Here is a 19868-nt window from a genome sequence, read left to right on the forward strand (position 1 = left end):
ATGGAGAGTGGAGGAGTGATTCCGTGTTAAAACCGATTCATACCATCGAGTGTGCTCAGGATGGGACCGTCGAACAAGTTTACGTTCAAAAGAATTCCTATGTTTATGAATGGGAGAGGCTCTTTTTAGTGAAAACGGAGGATGGGAAATTGATTGATGTTTCAATAGGTGCCAGTGGTCACATTACTGAAATTAATGTTTCGGCAGGGGATCCTATAAATAGAAAGCTTCCTTTAGCTTTGCTCCAAGACGATTTTGTTATAACTGGCTCTGATTGATTATAGGAAAGAGGGTGTTCCAAAGGCGGAAGCGATTTCTGCTTTGGGATGCTCTTTTTTTGTTGTGATCATTTATATGGTATGACAAAGCCAGGAAAAAGTTTGAAAAGAAAAAACGCCCTGTTTCATGGTAAAATATCAGAATGATTGGACAATGCACCGAGCAGTTCCAAACCAAGAAGCTACAAAGTGAATGGACCGATCTGCAGGGATTGTCAGGGTTTGAATATGTAAAGTTGAGAGGAGGCTGGAAGGGTGAATATGAATGTGGATATATTCAGGAGATTATCCGATTTTGATAATGTTTTGGTCGTAGATGATAAAGGGATTATCATTTTTTATGATATGGCAGATTTAAATGTCCTTATAGAGCTTGGGATAAGGCCGGAAGAATTCATGGGGAAGAGTGTCACTTCCTTTTATAAAAACATCACGAACGAAAATAGTACGCTGATGAATGTGTTAAGGACGGGAAAACCGTTATGTAATATAAAACAAGAGATGATCACCAAAACGGGAGAGGTCATCGAAACGATAAATTCCACATTTCCGATAGCCGAAAACGGTAAAATAATTGGAGCCGTAGAATTCTCTAAGCGTTTCTTTTCCAAGGATGCCATCCAATATTTGGACAAATATTCGAGCCATAAAATCTTCAGGAGAAATAATACCGTTTATACGGTCGATGATATTATCACGGTTAACCCTAAAATGGAAAGCATTAAAGATAAACTTGGAAGAATTGCGCTAACGACCTCAAATGTTTTGATCGTTGGGGAAACAGGCACTGGGAAAGAACTTATCGCTCAGGCGATCCATAATTTAAGCGATCGATTTGGAAAGCCCTTCATTTCACTTAACTGCAGTGCGGTCCCTGCTAGTTTATGGGAAAGCACTTTGTTTGGTACGAATAAGGGGAGCTTCACCGGATCGGAAGACATGCCGGGTCTATTCGAACAGTCGGAAGGCGGAACTTTATTTCTGGATGAAATCAATTCCCTGGATATGAATCTTCAGGTGAAGCTTCTGAAGGCGATTGAAGAGAAAACAATCAGGAGACTGGGCGGGAAGAAAAATATCCGCTTGGACATCAGGGTGATTTCAGCAACGAATGAGGTACCGGATATTTTACTGGCGGAGAAACGGTTGCGGGAAGATTTATTCTATAGAATTGGTGTCGTGCAGATTGACTTGCCAAACTTGATGGAAAGAAAAGAGGATATAGAAGTCCTTGTTGATCATTATCTGAATTTTTACAACAATACGATGAATATATATATTGACGGTGTTCAGGATGAAGTGCTGGAGTGTTTCAAAAGATATCCATGGCCAGGGAATATCAGGGAATTGAAAAATGCGGTCGAGACGGCATATAATCATGTCCAGTCCAGTAGAATCACCCTTGATGATATACCTGGAAGAATAAGAGATTATACGGAAGCTCCAATGGCTGATAACAACAGTCTTAATGTGGATTCCTTAAAAGATGCGGTTCAGCAATATGAAAAAGAGATCATTGTGCGTCAATTGAAAAATACGAATGGGAAAATGGCGGAATCTGCCAGACAGCTTGGTATCTCCAAACAATTATTGAAATATAAAATGGAAAAACATAAATTGCGGTAAAAATTTTTTTACGCTAGAGGGAAATTTTTCACCACCTCTTAATGGATTTGGATAATCAAAGGGTCATGATTCTATATGCTAAATAGAATCGTGCCCCTTTTTTGCCTTGTGTGCAAGGGCATATGCCAGGAATGTTAAAAGTTATTAAAATATTGTTAAGATTGGCACGGAATTTGCTTTCATAACTGATAGGCGTATTAATAGATGGTTTCATTGAGTGATAAAAAAATAGAGGTGAATGGATGAATACAAATAAGATAGTACGTGACAGCCTTATTTTTGGTTTTGCTTTATTTGCGGTGTTTTTTGGGGCTGGCAATCTCATTTTTCCTCCGTCGATCGGACTTGCATCAGGGTCGGATTGGCTTCTGGCGCTAGCGGGCTTCATTCTTACGGGAATTGTACTCCCTATACTGGGTGTTGTGGCGGTCCTGAATTCAAAAGGGAAATTTGAAGAACTGACAAGGCCGATCAGCCCCTGGTTTTATAAGGTATTCAATCTGGTCGTCATGATTGGGATTGCGATGCTCGTCACTGTACCCAGGACGGCCGCCACAACCCATGAGATGGGGGTTCATACGTTATTCCCGAATGTACCTTCTTTCGTGACGATGGTCGTTTTCTTTGGATTGAATTTTTATTTTGCCAGCGATCGATCCAATCTCATTGATAAAGTCGGACAAGTGCTAACGCCTGCTCTGTTCGCCATTCTTCTTTTTATCGTCATCAAAGGCACATTCGATCCATTGGGGGCGCCAGTAAATACGGAAATCCAAAATCCGTTTGGCCACTCGTTTTTTAGTGCTTATCAGACCGGTGACGTGTTTACGGGCCTTCTTTGTGCCTCGGTTTTCATTGGCTCGATTGCAGCTAAAGGATATGCGGAACCTTCCAAAATGAAGCAAGTGGTCATGAATGGAACCATTGTGGCTGGTTTGGGATTGCTCATCATATACGGAGGGCTTCTATATATCGGTGCTACAGGAAGCGGATTATTTCCAAATGAAATGGAGAGTGCGCAGCTGGTGACGGGCCTGGTTTATAAACTGCTTGGGGATTACGGCACCGTTGCATTGGCTATAGCGGTTTCATTAGCCTGCCTTACCACCTCAATTGGAATAACCGCTTCAATAGCAGATTTCCTTAGCGGGCTGACAAAACAGAAAGTGAGTTACCGCAATTGGGTAATCGTCGTTTGTACCACTGGAGTGTTGATGGGGCTAATGGGTGTCGAAAAGATCATCGACTATTCGGTACCTTTATTCATGGGAATTTACCCTGTTTCGATCGTGATTGTTTTACTTGGCGTTTTCCGCAGGTACATCCCAAACGCGGGTGCCTATAAGGGGTCGGTCCTGGCCACTTTCATCATCAGTTTATGCGAAACATTGGATAGCATCGGTATCCATATGGGATTCATGAATGATTTCATTTCCATCATACCATTCAGTGCAAATGGGTTTGCATGGCTGATTCCAGCCGTACTGGGGTTCATCGTGGGAACGTTCATTCACGGAAAACAGGCTCATGAAATTCCTTCAAGCGCCATGAATGGCGAAAACCATTCATCTTAAATGTTGTGAAACGGCATAAGGATTAAATATGGAAGGATGAAGTGAAGTCTGCACTTATCATGTTGGATTTTACTTATTAAGGAGAGGGAAAGTATGAATGAAAATAAACGAAATATGAATTTTATTTATATAAATGGAAAAATATTTACATCGAATCCAAAACAACCTTATGCGAGTGCCATGGTTGTTCGTAATGGGCGCATCGAATGGGTTGGAGAACAGTCAGAGACAGATGGAATGAATGGGGAACGGATTGATCTACAAGGGCGGCGGGTGCTTCCCGGACTAATTGATGCACATCTGCATCCGCTATTTTTAGCTAAGGCAGCCAAGCAAATTCCATGTATGCCTCCTGTCGTTGAATCGATTGAGGATTTGATCAAGGCCGTTCGTGAACAGTGTGAATCCCAAAATTCGGGGGATTGGATTGAAAGCTGGGGATATGATGAAGGGAAATTGATGGAAGGACGGTCCCCTTCACGCTACGATCTGGATAGGGCGACGACGGAAGTCCCTGTGGTCATAACCCGGACCTGCGGCCATATAATTGTCGTGAACAGCAAGGCATTGGAATTGGCGGGAATCACAAAGGACACGCCAAATCCAGCAGGGGGAGAGATTGACAGGGATTCAGAAGGGGAGCCGACCGGAATATTACGGGAAAATGCAAAAGAACTGGTCAATAAAGTGATGCCGGTTCAAACATTCGAAGAAGAAACAGATACTCTCGCCGAACTGAGTCCCCAATTATTAGCACATGGGATTACTGCAATCACTGAACTCCTGGCAAGGACCAAGCCGATCGATTACTTGGATATGTATAGGGCTGCGAGCGAAAAGGGCTTAAAGCAACGTACAGTTTTATACTATATTTGGGAAGATATGAAGAATGATATGATCCTGGATAAGAGTAAAACAAACAGAGAAAGCCAGAATCATATCGGTGGGGTTAAGTTATTCTCGGATGGCAGCGTGTCGGGGCAAACCGCGTGGGTCGACCCGCCATTTTTAGGAGAAGAAAAGAACCAGGGCATACAGATGACCTCAGAGGCGGAGTTGTTAAGTGCAGCTGAGGCAGCCAGGGAAAACAATATACAATTGGTCATACATGCAATGGGGGAGCAAGCGATCGATATGATCGTGAATACCTTTTACGGAAAAACGGGATGGATCGCGGATGGTCCATCAATAAGAATCGAACATGCAGCCATGCCTACAAAGCAAGCACTTCAGCGAGCAGCTGAAACGGGTATCGCTTTTGTTCCCCAACCAATCTTCTTATATGCCGAAATCGAAAGCTACCTTAATAATCTAGGTGCAGAACGCACAAGGCAAACCTACCCCATCCAATCCATGTTAAAGGCAGGCATTAAGCTGGCATTCTCTTCCGATGCACCTGCAACAGCATGGGTTGATCCGGTCAATCCGTTCGTTGGAATCAAGGCAGCCGTCACGCGAATTGCCTATGACGGTACGGACACCGGTCAGGATCAGCGTGTGGATGTACCTACCGCGATTACACTCTACACGCGGGCAGCTCAGGAGATAACGAGAATCCCGGATGTCGGGCAGCTCACTCCCGGCTATCATGCAGATTTCATTGTGCTTGACCAGGATATTTTGGCGATAAGACCGGAGGAAATCGATAGGATTACAGTGGAAGAAACCTATATGGGCGGTTCTTTGGTTTATCAAAAAGAAAAGACGATAAATAAATAGAAGAAATAGGGACGAAAAGGGAGCGGGATTTCCTTTTCGTCCCTTTCGTTTCTTGGTACGGTGTTCAAAAGTAGTAAAAAATATTTTACGCTAGAGGGTAAAAAATTTACACTTCCATGGTGTATAAGGCTCAAATAGTTTGCTGTAATCCTATTTTTCAAGGAGCGGGAAGGGTAATCCGGAAAATTAATAATTGGCACATAACTTGCTGATTACTAGATAGAGAGATCTTATAGTTCATATTCGAGGAGGAAATGGTCATGCAAAGTTTGAAATTATATCCGGAAATAAAAAGTGTAAGGGAAGATGTGATTTCTTGGAGACGTCATCTTCACCAGCATCCGGAATTATCTTATCAAGAAGAGAAGACATCGCAATTCGTATACGAAACTCTGTTGTCATTTGGAAACCTGGAAGTTACACGTCCGACAAAATACAGTGTGATGGCCCGCTTGATTGGTTCCCAACCGGGGAAAACATTGGGCATCCGTGCAGATATGGATGCGCTGCCGATTGAGGAAGAGAATTCTTTCGATTTTAAATCCCGAACACCAGGTGTCATGCATGCTTGCGGTCATGATGGACATACGGCGATGCTTCTTGGTACGGCGAAAATTCTTTCCGGAATGAAAGATAGCCTGAAAGGTGAAGTCCGCTTCTTTTTTCAGCATGCCGAAGAGTATTTTCCTGGGGGAGCGCAGGAAATGGTCGATGCAGGCGTTATGGAAGGTGTGGATATCGTGATTGGTGCCCACCTCATGTCCACCTTTGAAGTCGGGAAAGTTGGCATCGTGTATGGACCGATGATGGCAGCGCCTGATGGTTTCTTTCTGACCATTAAAGGAAAGGGTGGCCATGGTTCGGCACCTCATGAAACGATTGACAGCATCGCGATCGGTGCCCAGGTCGTTACGAATCTTCAATATATCGTGTCCCGCAATACGGATCCGCTCGACAACTTGGTTCTGTCCATCGGAAAGTTCGTTGGAGGGGAAGCAGCCAATGTCATTGCAAACTCCGTGGAGATTAGCGGGACGGTTCGTAGTTTTGATTTGAAATTCCGTGAATCCATGCCAATTCTTATGGAAAGGGTCATCAAAGGCATTACGGAAGCACATGGTGCCACGTATGAATTTAACTATCTAACTGGATATCGACCAGTCATAAATGACAACGAAGTGACCAAGCTCATTGAAGAAACTGTCCGTGAAGTTTATGGAGAAAAGGCTGTCGACCATCAGAAACCGATGATGGGGGCTGAGGACTTTTCGGCGTTCCAACAGAAGGCACCTAGCAATTATTTCTTGATAGGAGCTGGGAATAAGGAAAAGGGAATAACCCATCCCCACCATCATCCGCGTTTTACTTTTGACGAAGATGCCATGGAGTACGGTGTTAATATTTTTATCCATGCTGTTCGTAAGATTTTAGGATAGAATCCAAGGGGGAAATCACTGGAGAACATTAGAAATCCTTGCCTGGAAGGAAAAAAGAACTAGAATGTACATTACCCAAGATTTATGAAAGCACCTTCGCTGACCGTACGCTTAATTGGGTATGGTTACGCGAAGGTTTTTTCAATTGGAAGGAATTAAATGGTTTTGTGGCACTGAAAATGATTGATGGCATATTGTCATATTCGCTTTCATAAACTGTTACAAGCCAATAACCAAGGCCAGAAAGGAGTTGATCATGGTTGCTCGAAACCGATTCAACCGCTTTTCTTTATCCGTGTGTGCTTTCTAGGAAATTAAGCCCACGGCTAGAAATATTATGTTAAAATACAACATGAGATTTAAACATCAAAAAAATAGTGGTTTTTCTTAATTCAACCAGATTTGACAATAAAATGGTGAATATTCAGAATTCCGCTGTTTAAAAAAGGGGAGTTAAATAGGAGTATGAGAATTTCAGAATTAAAAAGGAACGCCCTTCAGTCTTTGGGAGGTAAATGGGGAGTAACTGTATCGCTAATGTTGCTTCTGTTCTTGATCAACATCATGTTGCCTTTTATTGTCGAAGTGATCGGAAGCGGTGGGTTTTCACAATGGCTCATGCAGGAAGAAACACCGATATGGTCTGATATCTTCAGCCTCGTCTTTACCATTGCCTTAATCCCGCTTACCATTTCAACCACTTGGTTCTACCTGAATTTGGTTAGGGAAGAAAACCCTGATATTCCAGAAGTATTTGCTATCTATAAAGAAGGAAAAACCTCTTTCAAGCTTATTGGTGCATCCATCTTACAAGGTATTTTCATTTTTTTATGGTCATTATTATTAATCATTCCGGGTATCATTAAAGGCATCGCCTATTCGCAGCTGTTTTTCTTATTGAAGGATCATCCTGAATACACGGTGCTTGAAGGCATTACAGAAAGCAGAAAAAGGATGAAGGGCTTGAAATGGAAGTATTTCCTTATGCACCTAAGCTTCATCGGATGGGGCATCCTTTGCATGTTCACGCTGGGAATTGGTTTACTATGGTTGATTCCTTATGCAGGAACAACAATGGCTGCATTTTATAATGAATTAATTGTGCCTCAAGATGACGATCAACAATTAGAGGTATAAAAGATCAACCGATAGCAACTGGCTATCGGTTTTTTTATTCCCGATTCCCCTTAAAAAGGTTAAATTGTTCATTTTGCCTGGTGTATAATAGAATATTGAGAATGCCATTTAGGGGGATTACATAGTGAGTGGGTATAATATTGCGGATCTGGTATACCAATTGTTTTGCCTTGTATTTCTAATCCTGATCATCGTGGGAACCGTATCCCTTTTCCGTTCAATCAAGCACCGTAAAACCAGACTGGATATCATGGAAAAGAAGATGGATGATTTGCATGAATTGATTAAAAGGGGCAAAAATTGACGGCTACAGTGCAGCCGTACAGACTGTAGACCAACTCGAAGAAAAGCGAGTTTGCCTGCAGTTTTTTTATTTGAAAAACGTTCCAGCTTGATTTCAGAAATCCGCTCCCTTTCCGCCGACTGTCTGCCAAGCCTCCTCACCGCAAGCGGCTGTGGGGTCTCGGCTAGCCAGTTTTTCGGCAGGAGTGTCGCAAATTTCTTCAATCCAATAGTAAGGATTAAAGTAAAAAAACATGAAGGATAATCTAGTCTTGTTTTAAAATCATGGTTCGGGATGGACCGTTCCAAAATCCCTTTTGTAGACAAACTCGAAGAAAAGCGAGCTTGCCTGCAGTTTTTTTATTTGAAAAACGTTCCAGTTAATTTCAGAGCTCTTTCCGCCGATAGTCTGTCAAGCTTCCTCGGCTAGCCCAGTTATTCGGCAGGAGTGTCACAAATTTTCTTAAATCCAGTGAGGGCTTAACTATCCGGACGGCTGCATGTGCAGCCGTTTTTCTATGCAGTGGAGTCATTCCGATTCAAACTCCGGCAATTATAAAAATAATTTATACTGAAATAACTTGGTGAAAGGACTTTCACCGAATTTGAAAATGAGGATTGGATTTTAAGCTTCAATTGAGAGACATAAAAAAATAGAAAAAGAAAGGGAATTGTAAAAAATAAGCAGTTTTACATAGGGTTGTTGGGATTGTGGGGCAAATTTCATGTAAGGCTGCTGGTATGGAAGATGCATGGTTTGTTGCGGGATTTTACCCTATAATGGAATAGATGTGTATTTAAGGATTTGGTGAAAAAGTCTATCAGGAATGCTCGACCCTTTAACAAATCGACTGAGATGGTAATGCTGAACATTCGATCCTTTTGTTAGGTAACTTTTGAAAAGTGGGAGGAGTCGGTATCATGAAAGAAATTATTGCAGTAAAAGAAATTACTAGATTTAAAACCCGGACGGAGGAATTTAGTCCGTACGCATGGTGTAAACGGATGTTAGAAAATGACCCGGTGAGTTATCACGAAGGAACGGATACGTGGAATGTTTTTAAATATGAAGATGTGAAGCGGGTTCTCAGTGATTATAAACATTTTTCAAGTGTACGGAAACGGACTACCATATCGGTTGGAACGGATAGTGATGAAGGCTCTGTGCCTGATAAAATCAAAATCACTGAAGCGGATCCACCTGAGCATAGAAAACGCCGTTCACTGCTGGCCGCAGCATTCACACCTAGAAGTCTTCAAAACTGGGAACCTCGCATTCAGGAAATTACAGATGAGTTGATTGGACAAATGGATGAGGAAACGGAAATCGATATTGTGCAATCATTGGCGAGTCCGCTTCCGATCATTGTCATGTCGGATTTGATGGGCGTTCCCTCGAAAGATCGTTTATTGTTTAAGAAATGGGTTGATACCTTATTCCTCCCCTTTGATAAAGAAAAACAAGAAGAAGTAAATGAATTGAAGCAAGTGGCAGCAAAAGAATACTATCAGTATTTGTATCCGATTGTTGTGCAAAAACGATTAAACCCGGCAGATGATATCATTTCAGATCTATTGAAGTCAGAAGTGGATGGGGAAATGTTTACGGATGATGAGGTTGTCCGGACGACCATGCTGATTTTAGGAGCTGGGGTCGAGACAACAAGTCATTTACTGGCCAATAGCTTTTATTCCCTGCTATATGATGACAAGGAAGTTTATCAAGAGTTACATGAAAACCTGGATTTGGTTCCGCAGGCGGTCGAGGAAATGCTTCGTTTTCGATTCAACCTTATTAAATTGGATCGCACCGTAAAGGAAGATAACGATCTATTGGGAGTGGAATTGAAAGAAGGGGATAACGTGGTTGTTTGGATGAGTGCAGCTAATTTGGACGAAGAGATGTTTGAAGACGCCTTCACCCTTAATATCCACCGCCCTAACAATAAGAAACATCTAACCTTCGGAAATGGCCCCCATTTCTGCCTGGGAGCGCCGCTAGCCAGGCTGGAGGCAAAGATTGCGCTTACTGCATTCCTGAAGAAATTCAAGCATATTGAAGCGGTGCCATCGTTCCAGTTAGAAGAGAATCTTACCGATTCAGCGACCGGGCAAACATTGACATCACTACCGCTTAAGGCATTCCGTACAGTTTAAAAAACGAAAAAACCTTTTGCACTAACCTGCATAAGGTTTTTTTCTTTTTAGTAGGGAAGCATGGCATACATGTTGAATGGCACCCGTAAAATCGAATTGATGTTCCTGAAGTCGTCAGGAAATCTTATAGTAACCCGAAGTTGAGGTGACAATGAAGAATGGAGTAGTATGATAAAGTAGAAAATTTTGTGCCCAGGCATGTTCCCCGAATTAGGTTGGCAGGCGATGAAGCAATTACACTCACCATGCAATGAAGAAGATATGATAAAATAGAAATTTCCATATGAAACGGTTTTATAAAGTGAAAGGATGTTATTATGAAATTAAAGCAGCAATTAACCATTGCCTTTATAGTAAGTGTACTTTCTTTAATCGGGTTCAGTTTCATGGCATTTACCATAAGTGCAAATGAATACCTGAAATTTGATGAAGATGTGATTTCCTTGGTGCAGGGATGGGAGTCTCCACTTCTCACGGACATCATGAAGTTCTTTACCTACATAGGTTCAACTGCTTCCCTGATCATCCTTTCCTTGATCATTTTGTTTTTCTTATATAGGGTTTTGAAGCATCGTTTGGAACTGGTCTTATTCACTGCAGTCATGGTTGGTTCACCTCTTCTCAATTTGATGGTTAAGCTATTGTTTCAACGCGCCCGGCCCGATTTACATCGACTCATCGATATAGGGGGGTACAGTTTCCCTAGTGGACATGCCATGAATGCATTTTCTTTATACGGTATTCTTACATTTTTGCTATGGCGTCACATTACGGCTAGGTGGGCAAGGATTCTATTGATTCTGATCAGCATGATGATGATTCTTTCGATAGGTATTAGCCGTATATACTTGGGGGTCCATTATCCTAGTGATATCATTGCCGGATATTTGGCGGGTGGTTGTTGGATCGCGATTGCCATTTGGTTTTTCCAAAGGTATCAAGACCGCCGGAAGAACAAAGATCGTTAATAAAGGGAGCAAGATTATTGCAAGATAAGCAGCCGACGGGTAACAAGTAAGCTGTTGATTCAAGAAAGTTAGGAGCGTATTAAATGGAAAACTGGATTACGGAATTCATGAATGATTTTGGGTATATAGGAATCTTTCTATTAATAGCATTGGAAAATATTTTCCCGCCTATCCCGTCAGAGGTCATTCTTACTTTTGGCGGCTACATGACAACAAAAGCGGATATGACGATTATCGGCGTCGTGATTGCTGCGACTATAGGGTCAGTGGCAGGGGCAGTCGTCCTTTATGGAATTGGTTTACTTCTTGATGTTAAGGTCATTGAAAAGTTCGTGGAAAGATGGGGCCATATTCTTCGGTTAACGGTATCGGACGTCCATAAGGCGAATTCATGGTTTGACAAGTACGGGGCATGGACCGTGTTTTTCTGCAGGTTGGTTCCGTTGATCAGAAGCTTGATCTCAATTCCTGCAGGCATGTCCCATATGAGCTTTTGGCTCTTTCTGCTTTACACAACATCCGGAACATTAATTTGGAACATCATCTTAGTCAATATCGGGGCAGCTGTTGGGTCTTCCTGGGAAGATATAGTAGGATATATGGACATTTATTCAAACATCGTTTATGCGATATTGGCTTTGTTATTGATTATTTTCGTTGTTTTGATTTTTAGAAGGAATAAAGGCAAAGTATAATTTAGAGTTTAGTTGATTGGGCCGTTATAATCGGCACTTCATTACATAACGGAAAATAACCGCCAAAGGCTGTCATTGCGACAGCCTTTTTCTTATGGAAGGAAGAAGGCTGTACCCAGAATAAAGGGGGAGTGCTTTGGACAAAATGAGTGAAACGAAAAAGGAATGAGGTTCGGTGCTATGGCTTCTTTTTTCAAACAAAAGAGACAAGTAAAGCAACGTGAAAAGAAAAAGGAAGATGAAAGTCAATCCAAAAGCAAAACGCCTGATTATATCGAAAGTTCCATTTCGGCCAATCTGGAAAAAGTGAAGAAAAAAACGGGAAACAGTCCGGACATCATTATCCGAACGTTGAAAATCGGGAAAGATCCGGAGATAAAAACAACTATTGTTTATGTGCAAGGTCTGATCGATAATCCAAGCGTTACGGACTTTATAATTGAATCAATCATGAAAAATCCTCACCTATCAAAAAACATACTTCCACAAGAAGCATTGGATATTATCTCTGAGGACGTAGTCTCCCTCGGTGGGGTAGAAACCGTCACGGACTGGGAAAAACTATTTTTGTCATTATTATCAGGGGACAGCATCATTTTTGTTGATGGAGTAAACACCGCCCTGGTTGCCAGTACAAGAGGAGGAGAGAAGCGCTCGATTCAGGAGCCAAGCACGCATTTGACTGTCCGGGGATCGAGAGAAGGGTTTACGGAATCGAATGGAACGAACATCGCCATGTTACGCCGCATCATCAATACCCCGGATTTATGGATAGAGTCGATGAAAATAGGCACGGTGACAAAAACGGACGTTTCCATCATGTATATAAATGGAATTGTCAAGGAAGGGATTGTCGAGGAGGTCAAGAAGCGCTTAAATCGAATTAACATCGATAGCATTCTTGAATCAGGATATATTGAACAATTGATAGAAGACCAGGTCATGACCCCATTCCCAACCCTTAACCATACAGAAAGACCGGATATGGTTGCGGGAAATCTTCTGGAAGGAAGAGTGGCGATATTCGTTAATGGAACGCCTTTCGTCTTGGTGGCCCCGGCAATATTCGTACAGTTTTTTCAATCTGTCGAAGACTACTATAATCGCTTTGACATTGCTTCAGCGACACGTTTTTTACGAATCATCGTTTTCATCATCTCGATAGTCGGACCGGCTGTCTATGTTGCAGCCACGACTTTTCATCAGGAAATGATTCCAACTAAGCTGCTGGTCATTGTAGCGGCCCAAAGGGAAACGGTTCCTTTGCCTGCCGTCGTTGAAGCGATTCTTATGGAAATGACCTTTGAAATATTACGGGAAGCAAGTCTTCGGATGCCAAAGGCCGTTGGTTCGACGATGTCCATTGTCGGAGCATTGGTCATCGGGCAGGCGGCCGTCCAGGCTGGTATCGTATCGCCGGCAATGGTCATCATCGTCTCGATCACGGCGATTGCCAGTTTTGCAACCCCTTCTTATGCCATAGCAATTTCTGCCCGCATTGTGCGGTTCGGATTCATCATTTGTGCCGGCACATTAGGTTTTTATGGGATGATTTTAGCTTTTATCGTCCTTATTGTCCATTTATGCAGCCTCCGTTCACTTGGAGTTCCTTATATGACACCGCTCGCCCCTCTGAATCCTGAAGGGCTGGGCGACACATTCTTCAGAAGACCTATGTGGGCCTTTAAGGAAAGGCCAAAATTATTAACCAACGAAAGTAATCTGATAAGGGAAGGCGAAAATCAAAGACCATTGCCTCCTGAATCACGCGGAATGAAAACTTCTGACGAGAAAAAAGGTGAAGGCAATGAATCGTAAAAGATTAGTTCCGCTCTTGATGATGTTGATCGCCACCACATTCACTACTGGCTGCTGGGATAAAACAGAGTTAAACGAAATGGCCATCGTCTCGGCGGTTGGACTCGATAGAAATAAAGAAGGAAAGTTAGTGGGAACGTTCCAAATCATTAATCCAAGCAATGTAGCGGGAGCTCTTCAGGGCGGAGGCGGAACGAATCCACCGATATCCATTTATAGGGCCGCTGGAAATAATATACTTGAACTGGATAATATCGCTTCAACTAAAATCTCCCGAGATATGTATTTTGCCCATGCCAACTTGATTGTCATCAGTGAGGAACTAGCAAAAGAAGAGGGCCTCAACGATATTTTCGACGCATTTGAGCGCTCACCGGAATTCAGGGCAACTACGAGGATCGTGATTGCCCGGGGTGTGAAAGCAAGGGATATTGTCGAAACGTTAACCGCAATCGATAAGGTATCTGCTGAGAAAGTCATTAGGACGATTGAAACCACTGAAAAAACCCAGGGGAAAAATATTAGCATCAATCTCCAAGAAGTGATCAAGAATCTGCTTAGTACCGGAAAAGAACCGATAATAAGCGGTTTTACCGTGAAAGGAAACACAGGTAAAGAGGATAAAATGGAGAATACCATGTCCTCGGATATTGAGGCAAACCCTAATGCAGCAGGGATAGGTGTTTTTAAAGATGGGAAATTGATTGACTGGCTGGATGGCGATAAGGCAATAGGATCAATGTGGGTATTGGATAGGATTGAAAATACCCATTTAAACATTGATTGGGAGGGGAAAAAAGACGCAATCACCTATTCAGTTATTCGCCAAAAAACCAACGTCGGGGCAAAATTGGTAAACGGCAAACCGAAAATATCGATAAAGGTCCATGCAGAGGGAGATATCCGGGAGGTGAATGTTCCTTTAAATCTAACCGATATGCATGTTCTGATAGATATTGAAAAGAAGTTAGCGAAAGAATTGAAGAAGGAGATGGAAGATGCGATCGTTCGGGCACAAAAAAATAAATCCGATATTTTTGGCTTTGGGGAGCTCATGCACGAATCCCATCCGAAAGAATGGAAGAAGTTGGAGAAAAATTGGGACGATGATTCTTTTCCTAAACTGGAAGTTGATGTGCAGGTAGAAACTTTCATTCGCCGTACCGGATTACGTAATAAACCGTATCTTTCGAATTTAAAAAAGGATGATCAATAAAGGAAAGGAAGTGGCATCCTTATGGAAAAGGCAAATATCAGCGGTTACCAGCTGTTCGTCCTTATTTTCCTGTTTGAAATGGGCAGTGCACTTTTGGTTGGGCTTGCAGGTGAAGCCAAGCAGGCTGCTTGGCTAGTCATCCTTATCGCGATGATAGGCGGATTTTTATTATTTTTCATTTATTATGGCCTTTTTCAATACTACCCTGATCAGTTGTTAACGGAATTTGTACGAAATATATTGGGGAATTTTCTAGGCAGGATCGTAGCTTTTCTATACATCCTTTATTTCATCTATCTTGCTGCAAGGGTGCTGAGGGATTTCGGAGATACGCTGCTTACTTTTGCCTATCCTCGTATTCCGTTATTTGTTGCGAACGCTGTATTCATTTTAGTCGTGGTGTATACGGTCCGTAAAGGGATAGAAGTATTGACGAGGACGGGGGAACTATTCTTTGTCTTGGAGAATTTACTTTTAATGACCTTCATGCTTCTGATTATTGCTTCAGGCATGATCCATTTAAACAACTTAAAACCCATTTTTGAAATGAGTGGGACAGAGATGATGAAAATGGGTTTCACTAAAACCGTATTCTTTCCATTTGGCGAGATCATAGTGTTTTTAATGATTTTTCCTTATTTAAATGAACCTCAGCGACTGAAAAAAATTGGGATATGGAGCTTGGCGACAAGCGGTATTTTTCTCGCGATAATAATGGCTGTGAATGTTGCTGTACTTGGGGTGGACCTTACAACACGTTCGCAATACCCTCTTCTTACCCTTATTCAGTCCATAGAGGTCGCGGGCTTTCTCGAACGTCTCGATGTGTACTTTTTGTTTTTGTTGATGATTGGCGGGTTCATCAAGATAAGTGTATTTACTTATGTGGCGGTAACGGGTACGGCGAATATTTTCAATGTTAAACAGCCCTCCAGACTTGCATACCCTGTTGGCTTTGTCATTTTACTGATTTCCATAATAATAGCAAGCAGCTATACGGAACATATGCATGAAGGGCTAGTAGCCGTACCGATATACATCCACCTCCCATTTCAGGTGATCATTCCATTGCTTCTCTTGATCATTGCCTTTTTTAAGAATCGAAAAAAAAGAAAGGCCGGCACCAAAATAAGTTCCTGAAAGGTTGAGTTGATCAAAAATGAAATTCTTCGGTATTACGGTTTTGATTCTGATCCCTTTAGTGGTCATATCATTAGGTATGGATATTCTATTAGGATTTGATTTGGATAATTCAATCAAACATGCCTTTAATCCTTTTTTGGTGAAGGACCCCGCTGAACTGATCCTTTTTCTCATTCTTCTTGTATTCCTTTTGTTCAGCTTCTTTTATCGAAAAAAAAAGCAAGGCAACACCAAAGGACAACAATGATGGTGCAATTCCCCTTGCTGAAATAGAGATGAACTCCAAATATGGGAGTTTGTCTTTTTGCTTTTTTCAACCCTGCAAACCCATTTCATAGTATGATGATAAAATGAGCTTAATTTTTAGCGTAATGTAAAATCACTCAACAAAAAACCCCCGGGAGGTGGACGGCAATTTGGATATCAAATTGAATCAAAAAATCATAAAAGACATGTGCGGGGCCGTCTCCTTCAAAAGAGGGGAAGCTTTTCAGCGTGCAAATAAAGTGAAATTTGAAAGCTACCGTCATGATGGTTGTGAAGCAACGGTTAAAGGCAAGGAAGACTTTCATGTCACGATTGAGGAGGATGCTGTCGGCGGTTTTCAGACAAAATGCAGCTGTCCTACGCTAACTTCCTTCCATCAGGATTGCCAGCATATTGCAGCCGTCCTGCTGTCGGTTTACGACCATCAGCAAGGTGGAACGATCCCTGAGGGCCTGAATTCAACCGTTTCTGAAGCTTCAGCCAATAAGAAATTGTCAGAGGGCTTGCTTACCCTTTTCGATAATCAGCCTGTCCGCAAAAGCGGTCATCAGCGCCACTTTGAAAAAAGAAAAGTGCTTGAAGCAGAGTTTACGTGCAAACCAGTATGGATGGGCACGGAACAATATATGTTAGGACTGGAAATGAAAATCGGTTCTTACAATGTGTCGAATGTTCGGGATTTCCTGAAGCGCGTTAAAGACGGAAAACCTGCCGAAGTGTCCCATTCATTTATATATGACCCGGTATTGCATTGTTTTCAGAATGAAAATGATTTCGTGCTTCAGGAGCTCATAACAGTAATATCGGATGAAAAAGTCTATGTTGACGCCATGACGGATAAATCTGAATATACATTGGACAATCACTTATTACTTTTGCCTCCATCTTCTTTTCGAAGGCTTGTCCCCATCCTTGAAGTAGCGCCATTGGTGAAGCTTGCCCATGGTGGCCTTACATTCAATAGCTTTCGTTTATCAAACGGACCGCTTCCTTTACAGTTTGACTTTACCGAAAGCGAGGTCAAAGGTTATCAACTGAATATTAAAAGGCTGCACGAGATGATCGTCATGAATGCATACACATTGATTCTATTTGAAGGGAAATTGGTTCAGCTCGAAAATGAGGATTTCCAGCGCCTTTCTGAGTTAAAGCAAATGATGGAGGATTCGGGGATGGATCAAATTCCAATCCATCATGACCAGCTGGAATTATTCCTGGACAAAGTGGTACCAGGTTTGAAAAGACTCGGTGAAGTCCATATAGCAAGATCCATCACCGAATTGTTTTTGAAGACTCCGCTGGTTGCAAAGCTATACTTGGATCGAGTAAAAAACAGGCTGCTAGCGGGGCTGGAATTCATTTATGAAAATATCGTGATCAACCCTTTGGAAAAACAGGAATCCAAGGCAGTATCCATGCTTATTAGGGATGTGGATAAGGAGTCGGAGATACTGAAGCTGATGGAGGATAGCCAGTTTGCCAAGACGGACGGCGGCTATTTCTTGCATAATGAAGAGTTGGAGTATGAGTTTTTGTACCACATCGTTCCGAAACTCCAAAAGCTGGTACAAATCTATGCCACGACGGCAGTAAGAAACCGGATTTCCCGTGGAAATGCTGCACCGAGGATTAGGGTGAATATCAAAAAAGAACGTACTAATTGGCTCGAATTCAAATTTGAAATGGATAATATCCCAGATAAACAAATTCGTGAGGTCTTAGCAGCGCTTGAAGAAAAGAGGAAGTACTTTCGTTTAAGGAATGGATCGCTGCTTTCCCTTGAAACAAGGGAATACGAGGAAATCAATCGTTTTCTGAATGCATTGCCTGTACAGGATGAAGACCTGGAGAGCACGCTGAACATGCCAATCGTAAAAGGGCTTCAGCTCCTTGATTCCGTGAATGACAGCCAGACATTCACAATTGAGGAGTCATTCCGTCAGTTTTTGGATAACATTGGGAATCCGGGCTCCTTGGAGTTCACGGTGCCAAATAGTCTAGTCCCGATCTTGCGCGAGTATCAAAAAAACGGCTATAAATGGATGAAAATACTTGCCCAATACGGTTTTGGCGGAATTCTTGCTGATGATATGGGACTGGGAAAAACACTGCAAAGCATCGCGTTCATTTTATCCGAGCTGCCTGACATCCGTGAGAAAAGGGTTCCGGCGCTTATTGTCTGCCCATCATCATTGACCTACAATTGGCTGAGCGAATTTACTAAATTCGCTCCTGATATACAAGCCGTCGTCGTTGATGGCGACAAGACGGAAAGGACGAAGCTGCTTAAGGAAGCGAAGGATGTGGATGTAGTGATCACCTCTTATCCATTGCTCCGGAAAGACATCGCGTCGTTTGAAAAGCAGAACTTCCATACGGTGTTTTTCGATGAGGCACAGGCCTTTAAGAACCCAGTGACACAAACGGCACGAGCGGCCAAGAAGATCAAAGCGGCACATCGCTTCGCGTTGACTGGTACGCCTATCGAGAATTCACTAGAAGAGCTCTGGTCCCTTTTCCACGTCGTATTCCCTGAACTATTCATGGGGTTAAAGGAGTATAGCAATCTCTCAAGGAAGCAGATTTCCCGCAGGATCCGCCCATTTTTGCTGCGGAGAATGAAAGAGGACGTGCTAGGTGAACTTCCGGAAAAAATCGAGTCGCTGGAATCGATGGAACTGCTTCCTGATCAGAAGAAACTGTACGGCGCCTATCTGGCGAAGCTGCGGCATGATACGCTGAAACACCTGGATAAGGACACCCTCCGGAAAAATCGGATCAGGATCCTCGCTGGCTTGACCCGGCTTCGGCAAATATGCTGTCACCCCGCCTTGTTTGTGGACGGATATAAAGGCAGTTCAGCTAAATATGAGCAACTGATGCAAATTGTCGAGGAATCGAAGCATTCTGGAAGACGGGTGCTGATTTTCTCGCAATTTACAAAAATGCTTCAAATTATCGGCAGGGATTTGGCCATGAAGGGACAACCTTTTTTCTACCTGGATGGACAAACCCCATCAAAGGAACGTGTGGAAATCTGCAATCGATTTAATGCAGGAGAGCGGGATATATTCCTCATTTCATTGAAAGCGGGAGGTACGGGTCTCAACCTGACGGGTGCCGATACAGTCATTCTATATGACCTTTGGTGGAATCCGGCAGTTGAAGAACAAGCTGCGGACCGTGCCCATCGAATGGGACAGAAGAATGCGGTTCAAGTCATCAAACTTATTGCCCGTGGCACAATCGAAGAAAAAATGAATGAACTTCAAGAGAAAAAGAGACATCTTATTGAAGAAATCATCGACCCTGGAGACAAATCGTCGTCTGCACTTACAGAAGAGGATATCAGGGAAATATTGATGATATAAGGGATCAGCTGAAGGTAATCTTAGTAATGAATTGAATAGTTTAATTATGGAGCATTCCTTTGTAATGAGGAATGTTTCTTTTATTTTTAAAAAAGAAAAGGATATTTAGGTAACAATAATAATATAATAAAAAACAACAATGTTTTATTGTAAAACGATAAAATGTGTGTTAAATTCAAAT

At 42.4% G+C, this 19868-nt stretch carries 17 protein-coding genes; 16 read left to right on the top strand and 1 reads right to left on the bottom strand.

Annotation, left to right across the window (positions count from 1 at the left end; genetic code table 11):
* Positions 1-23: 23 nt before the first annotated feature.
* From V3595_RS02250 to V3595_RS02285, 8 genes are all read left to right on the top strand, one after another.
* Positions 24-278, top strand: coding sequence for a biotin/lipoyl attachment domain-containing protein (locus V3595_RS02250; RefSeq protein ID WP_076364404.1), 255 nt, complete (start codon positions 24-26; stop codon positions 276-278).
* Positions 279-539: 261 nt separating this feature from the next.
* Complete coding sequence (locus tag V3595_RS02255; RefSeq protein WP_485905703.1) at positions 540-1904, top strand: sigma-54 interaction domain-containing protein; 1365 nt, start codon at positions 540-542, stop codon at positions 1902-1904.
* Between the two features lie 242 nt (positions 1905-2146).
* Positions 2147-3478, top strand: coding sequence for a branched-chain amino acid transport system II carrier protein (gene brnQ / locus V3595_RS02260; protein ID WP_485905284.1), 1332 nt, complete (start codon positions 2147-2149; stop codon positions 3476-3478).
* A 93-nt stretch (positions 3479-3571) separates the two neighbouring features.
* Positions 3572-5197, top strand: coding sequence for an amidohydrolase (locus tag V3595_RS02265; protein ID WP_485905285.1), 1626 nt, complete (start codon positions 3572-3574; stop codon positions 5195-5197).
* A 260-nt stretch (positions 5198-5457) separates the two neighbouring features.
* Positions 5458-6633, top strand: coding sequence for a M20 family metallopeptidase (locus V3595_RS02270; protein ID WP_485905286.1), 1176 nt, complete (start codon positions 5458-5460; stop codon positions 6631-6633).
* A gap of 38 nt (positions 6634-6671) precedes the next feature.
* On the top strand, positions 6672-6848 hold the full coding sequence (locus V3595_RS02275) for a hypothetical protein (protein ID WP_485905287.1): 177 nt from the start codon (positions 6672-6674) through the stop codon (positions 6846-6848).
* Between the two features lie 250 nt (positions 6849-7098).
* The gene (locus tag V3595_RS02280) at positions 7099-7770 is read left to right on the top strand and encodes a DUF975 family protein (RefSeq protein ID WP_485905288.1); all 672 of its coding nucleotides are present in this window, start codon (positions 7099-7101) and stop codon (positions 7768-7770) included.
* A 124-nt stretch (positions 7771-7894) separates the two neighbouring features.
* Complete coding sequence (locus tag V3595_RS02285) at positions 7895-8074, top strand: DUF4083 domain-containing protein (protein ID WP_241665139.1); 180 nt, start codon at positions 7895-7897, stop codon at positions 8072-8074.
* A 93-nt stretch (positions 8075-8167) separates the two neighbouring features.
* Here V3595_RS02285 and V3595_RS02290 read toward each other — a convergent pair whose 3' ends face one another.
* On the bottom strand, positions 8168-8308 hold the full coding sequence (locus tag V3595_RS02290) for a hypothetical protein (RefSeq protein WP_485905289.1): 141 nt from the start codon (positions 8306-8308) through the stop codon (positions 8168-8170).
* 662 nt (positions 8309-8970) lie between these two features.
* Between V3595_RS02290 and V3595_RS02295 the strand changes: the two genes are divergently transcribed.
* The 8 genes from V3595_RS02295 (at position 8971) to V3595_RS02330 (ending at position 19687) form a co-directional block, all read left to right on the top strand.
* Positions 8971-10209, top strand: coding sequence for a cytochrome P450 (locus V3595_RS02295; RefSeq protein ID WP_485905704.1), 1239 nt, complete (start codon positions 8971-8973; stop codon positions 10207-10209).
* A gap of 317 nt (positions 10210-10526) precedes the next feature.
* Positions 10527-11177: a phosphatase PAP2 family protein gene (locus V3595_RS02300; RefSeq protein WP_485905290.1), complete on the top strand. Its 651-nt coding sequence runs from the start codon at positions 10527-10529 to the stop codon at positions 11175-11177.
* An 83-nt stretch (positions 11178-11260) separates the two neighbouring features.
* A complete protein-coding gene (locus tag V3595_RS02305; protein ID WP_137023866.1) occupies positions 11261-11872 on the top strand; it encodes a DedA family protein in 612 nt (203 codons plus the stop codon).
* A gap of 180 nt (positions 11873-12052) precedes the next feature.
* Entirely contained in the window at positions 12053-13690 is a 1638-nt protein-coding gene (locus V3595_RS02310) for a spore germination protein (protein WP_485905706.1), read from the top strand.
* The gene (locus tag V3595_RS02315; protein ID WP_485905291.1) at positions 13680-14906 is read left to right on the top strand and encodes a Ger(x)C family spore germination protein; all 1227 of its coding nucleotides are present in this window, start codon (positions 13680-13682) and stop codon (positions 14904-14906) included. Before V3595_RS02310 ends, V3595_RS02315 begins: the two co-directional genes overlap by 11 nt.
* A gap of 21 nt (positions 14907-14927) precedes the next feature.
* Positions 14928-16046 carry a GerAB/ArcD/ProY family transporter gene (locus tag V3595_RS02320; RefSeq protein ID WP_485905292.1) on the top strand — a complete coding sequence of 373 codons (1119 nt, stop codon included), beginning with the start codon at positions 14928-14930 and terminating at the stop codon, positions 16044-16046.
* A 19-nt stretch (positions 16047-16065) separates the two neighbouring features.
* Positions 16066-16296, top strand: a complete 231-nt coding sequence (locus tag V3595_RS02325; protein WP_485905293.1) for a YczF family membrane protein — start codon at positions 16066-16068, stop codon at positions 16294-16296.
* Positions 16297-16465: 169 nt separating this feature from the next.
* Entirely contained in the window at positions 16466-19687 is a 3222-nt protein-coding gene (locus V3595_RS02330; protein WP_485905294.1) for an SNF2 helicase associated domain-containing protein, read from the top strand.
* The last annotated feature ends 181 nt before the right edge of the window (positions 19688-19868 follow it).

This window comes from Bacillus sp. CFBP9009, from assembly GCF_036541465.1.
Lineage (GTDB): Bacteria > Bacillota > Bacilli > Bacillales > DSM-1321 > Peribacillus.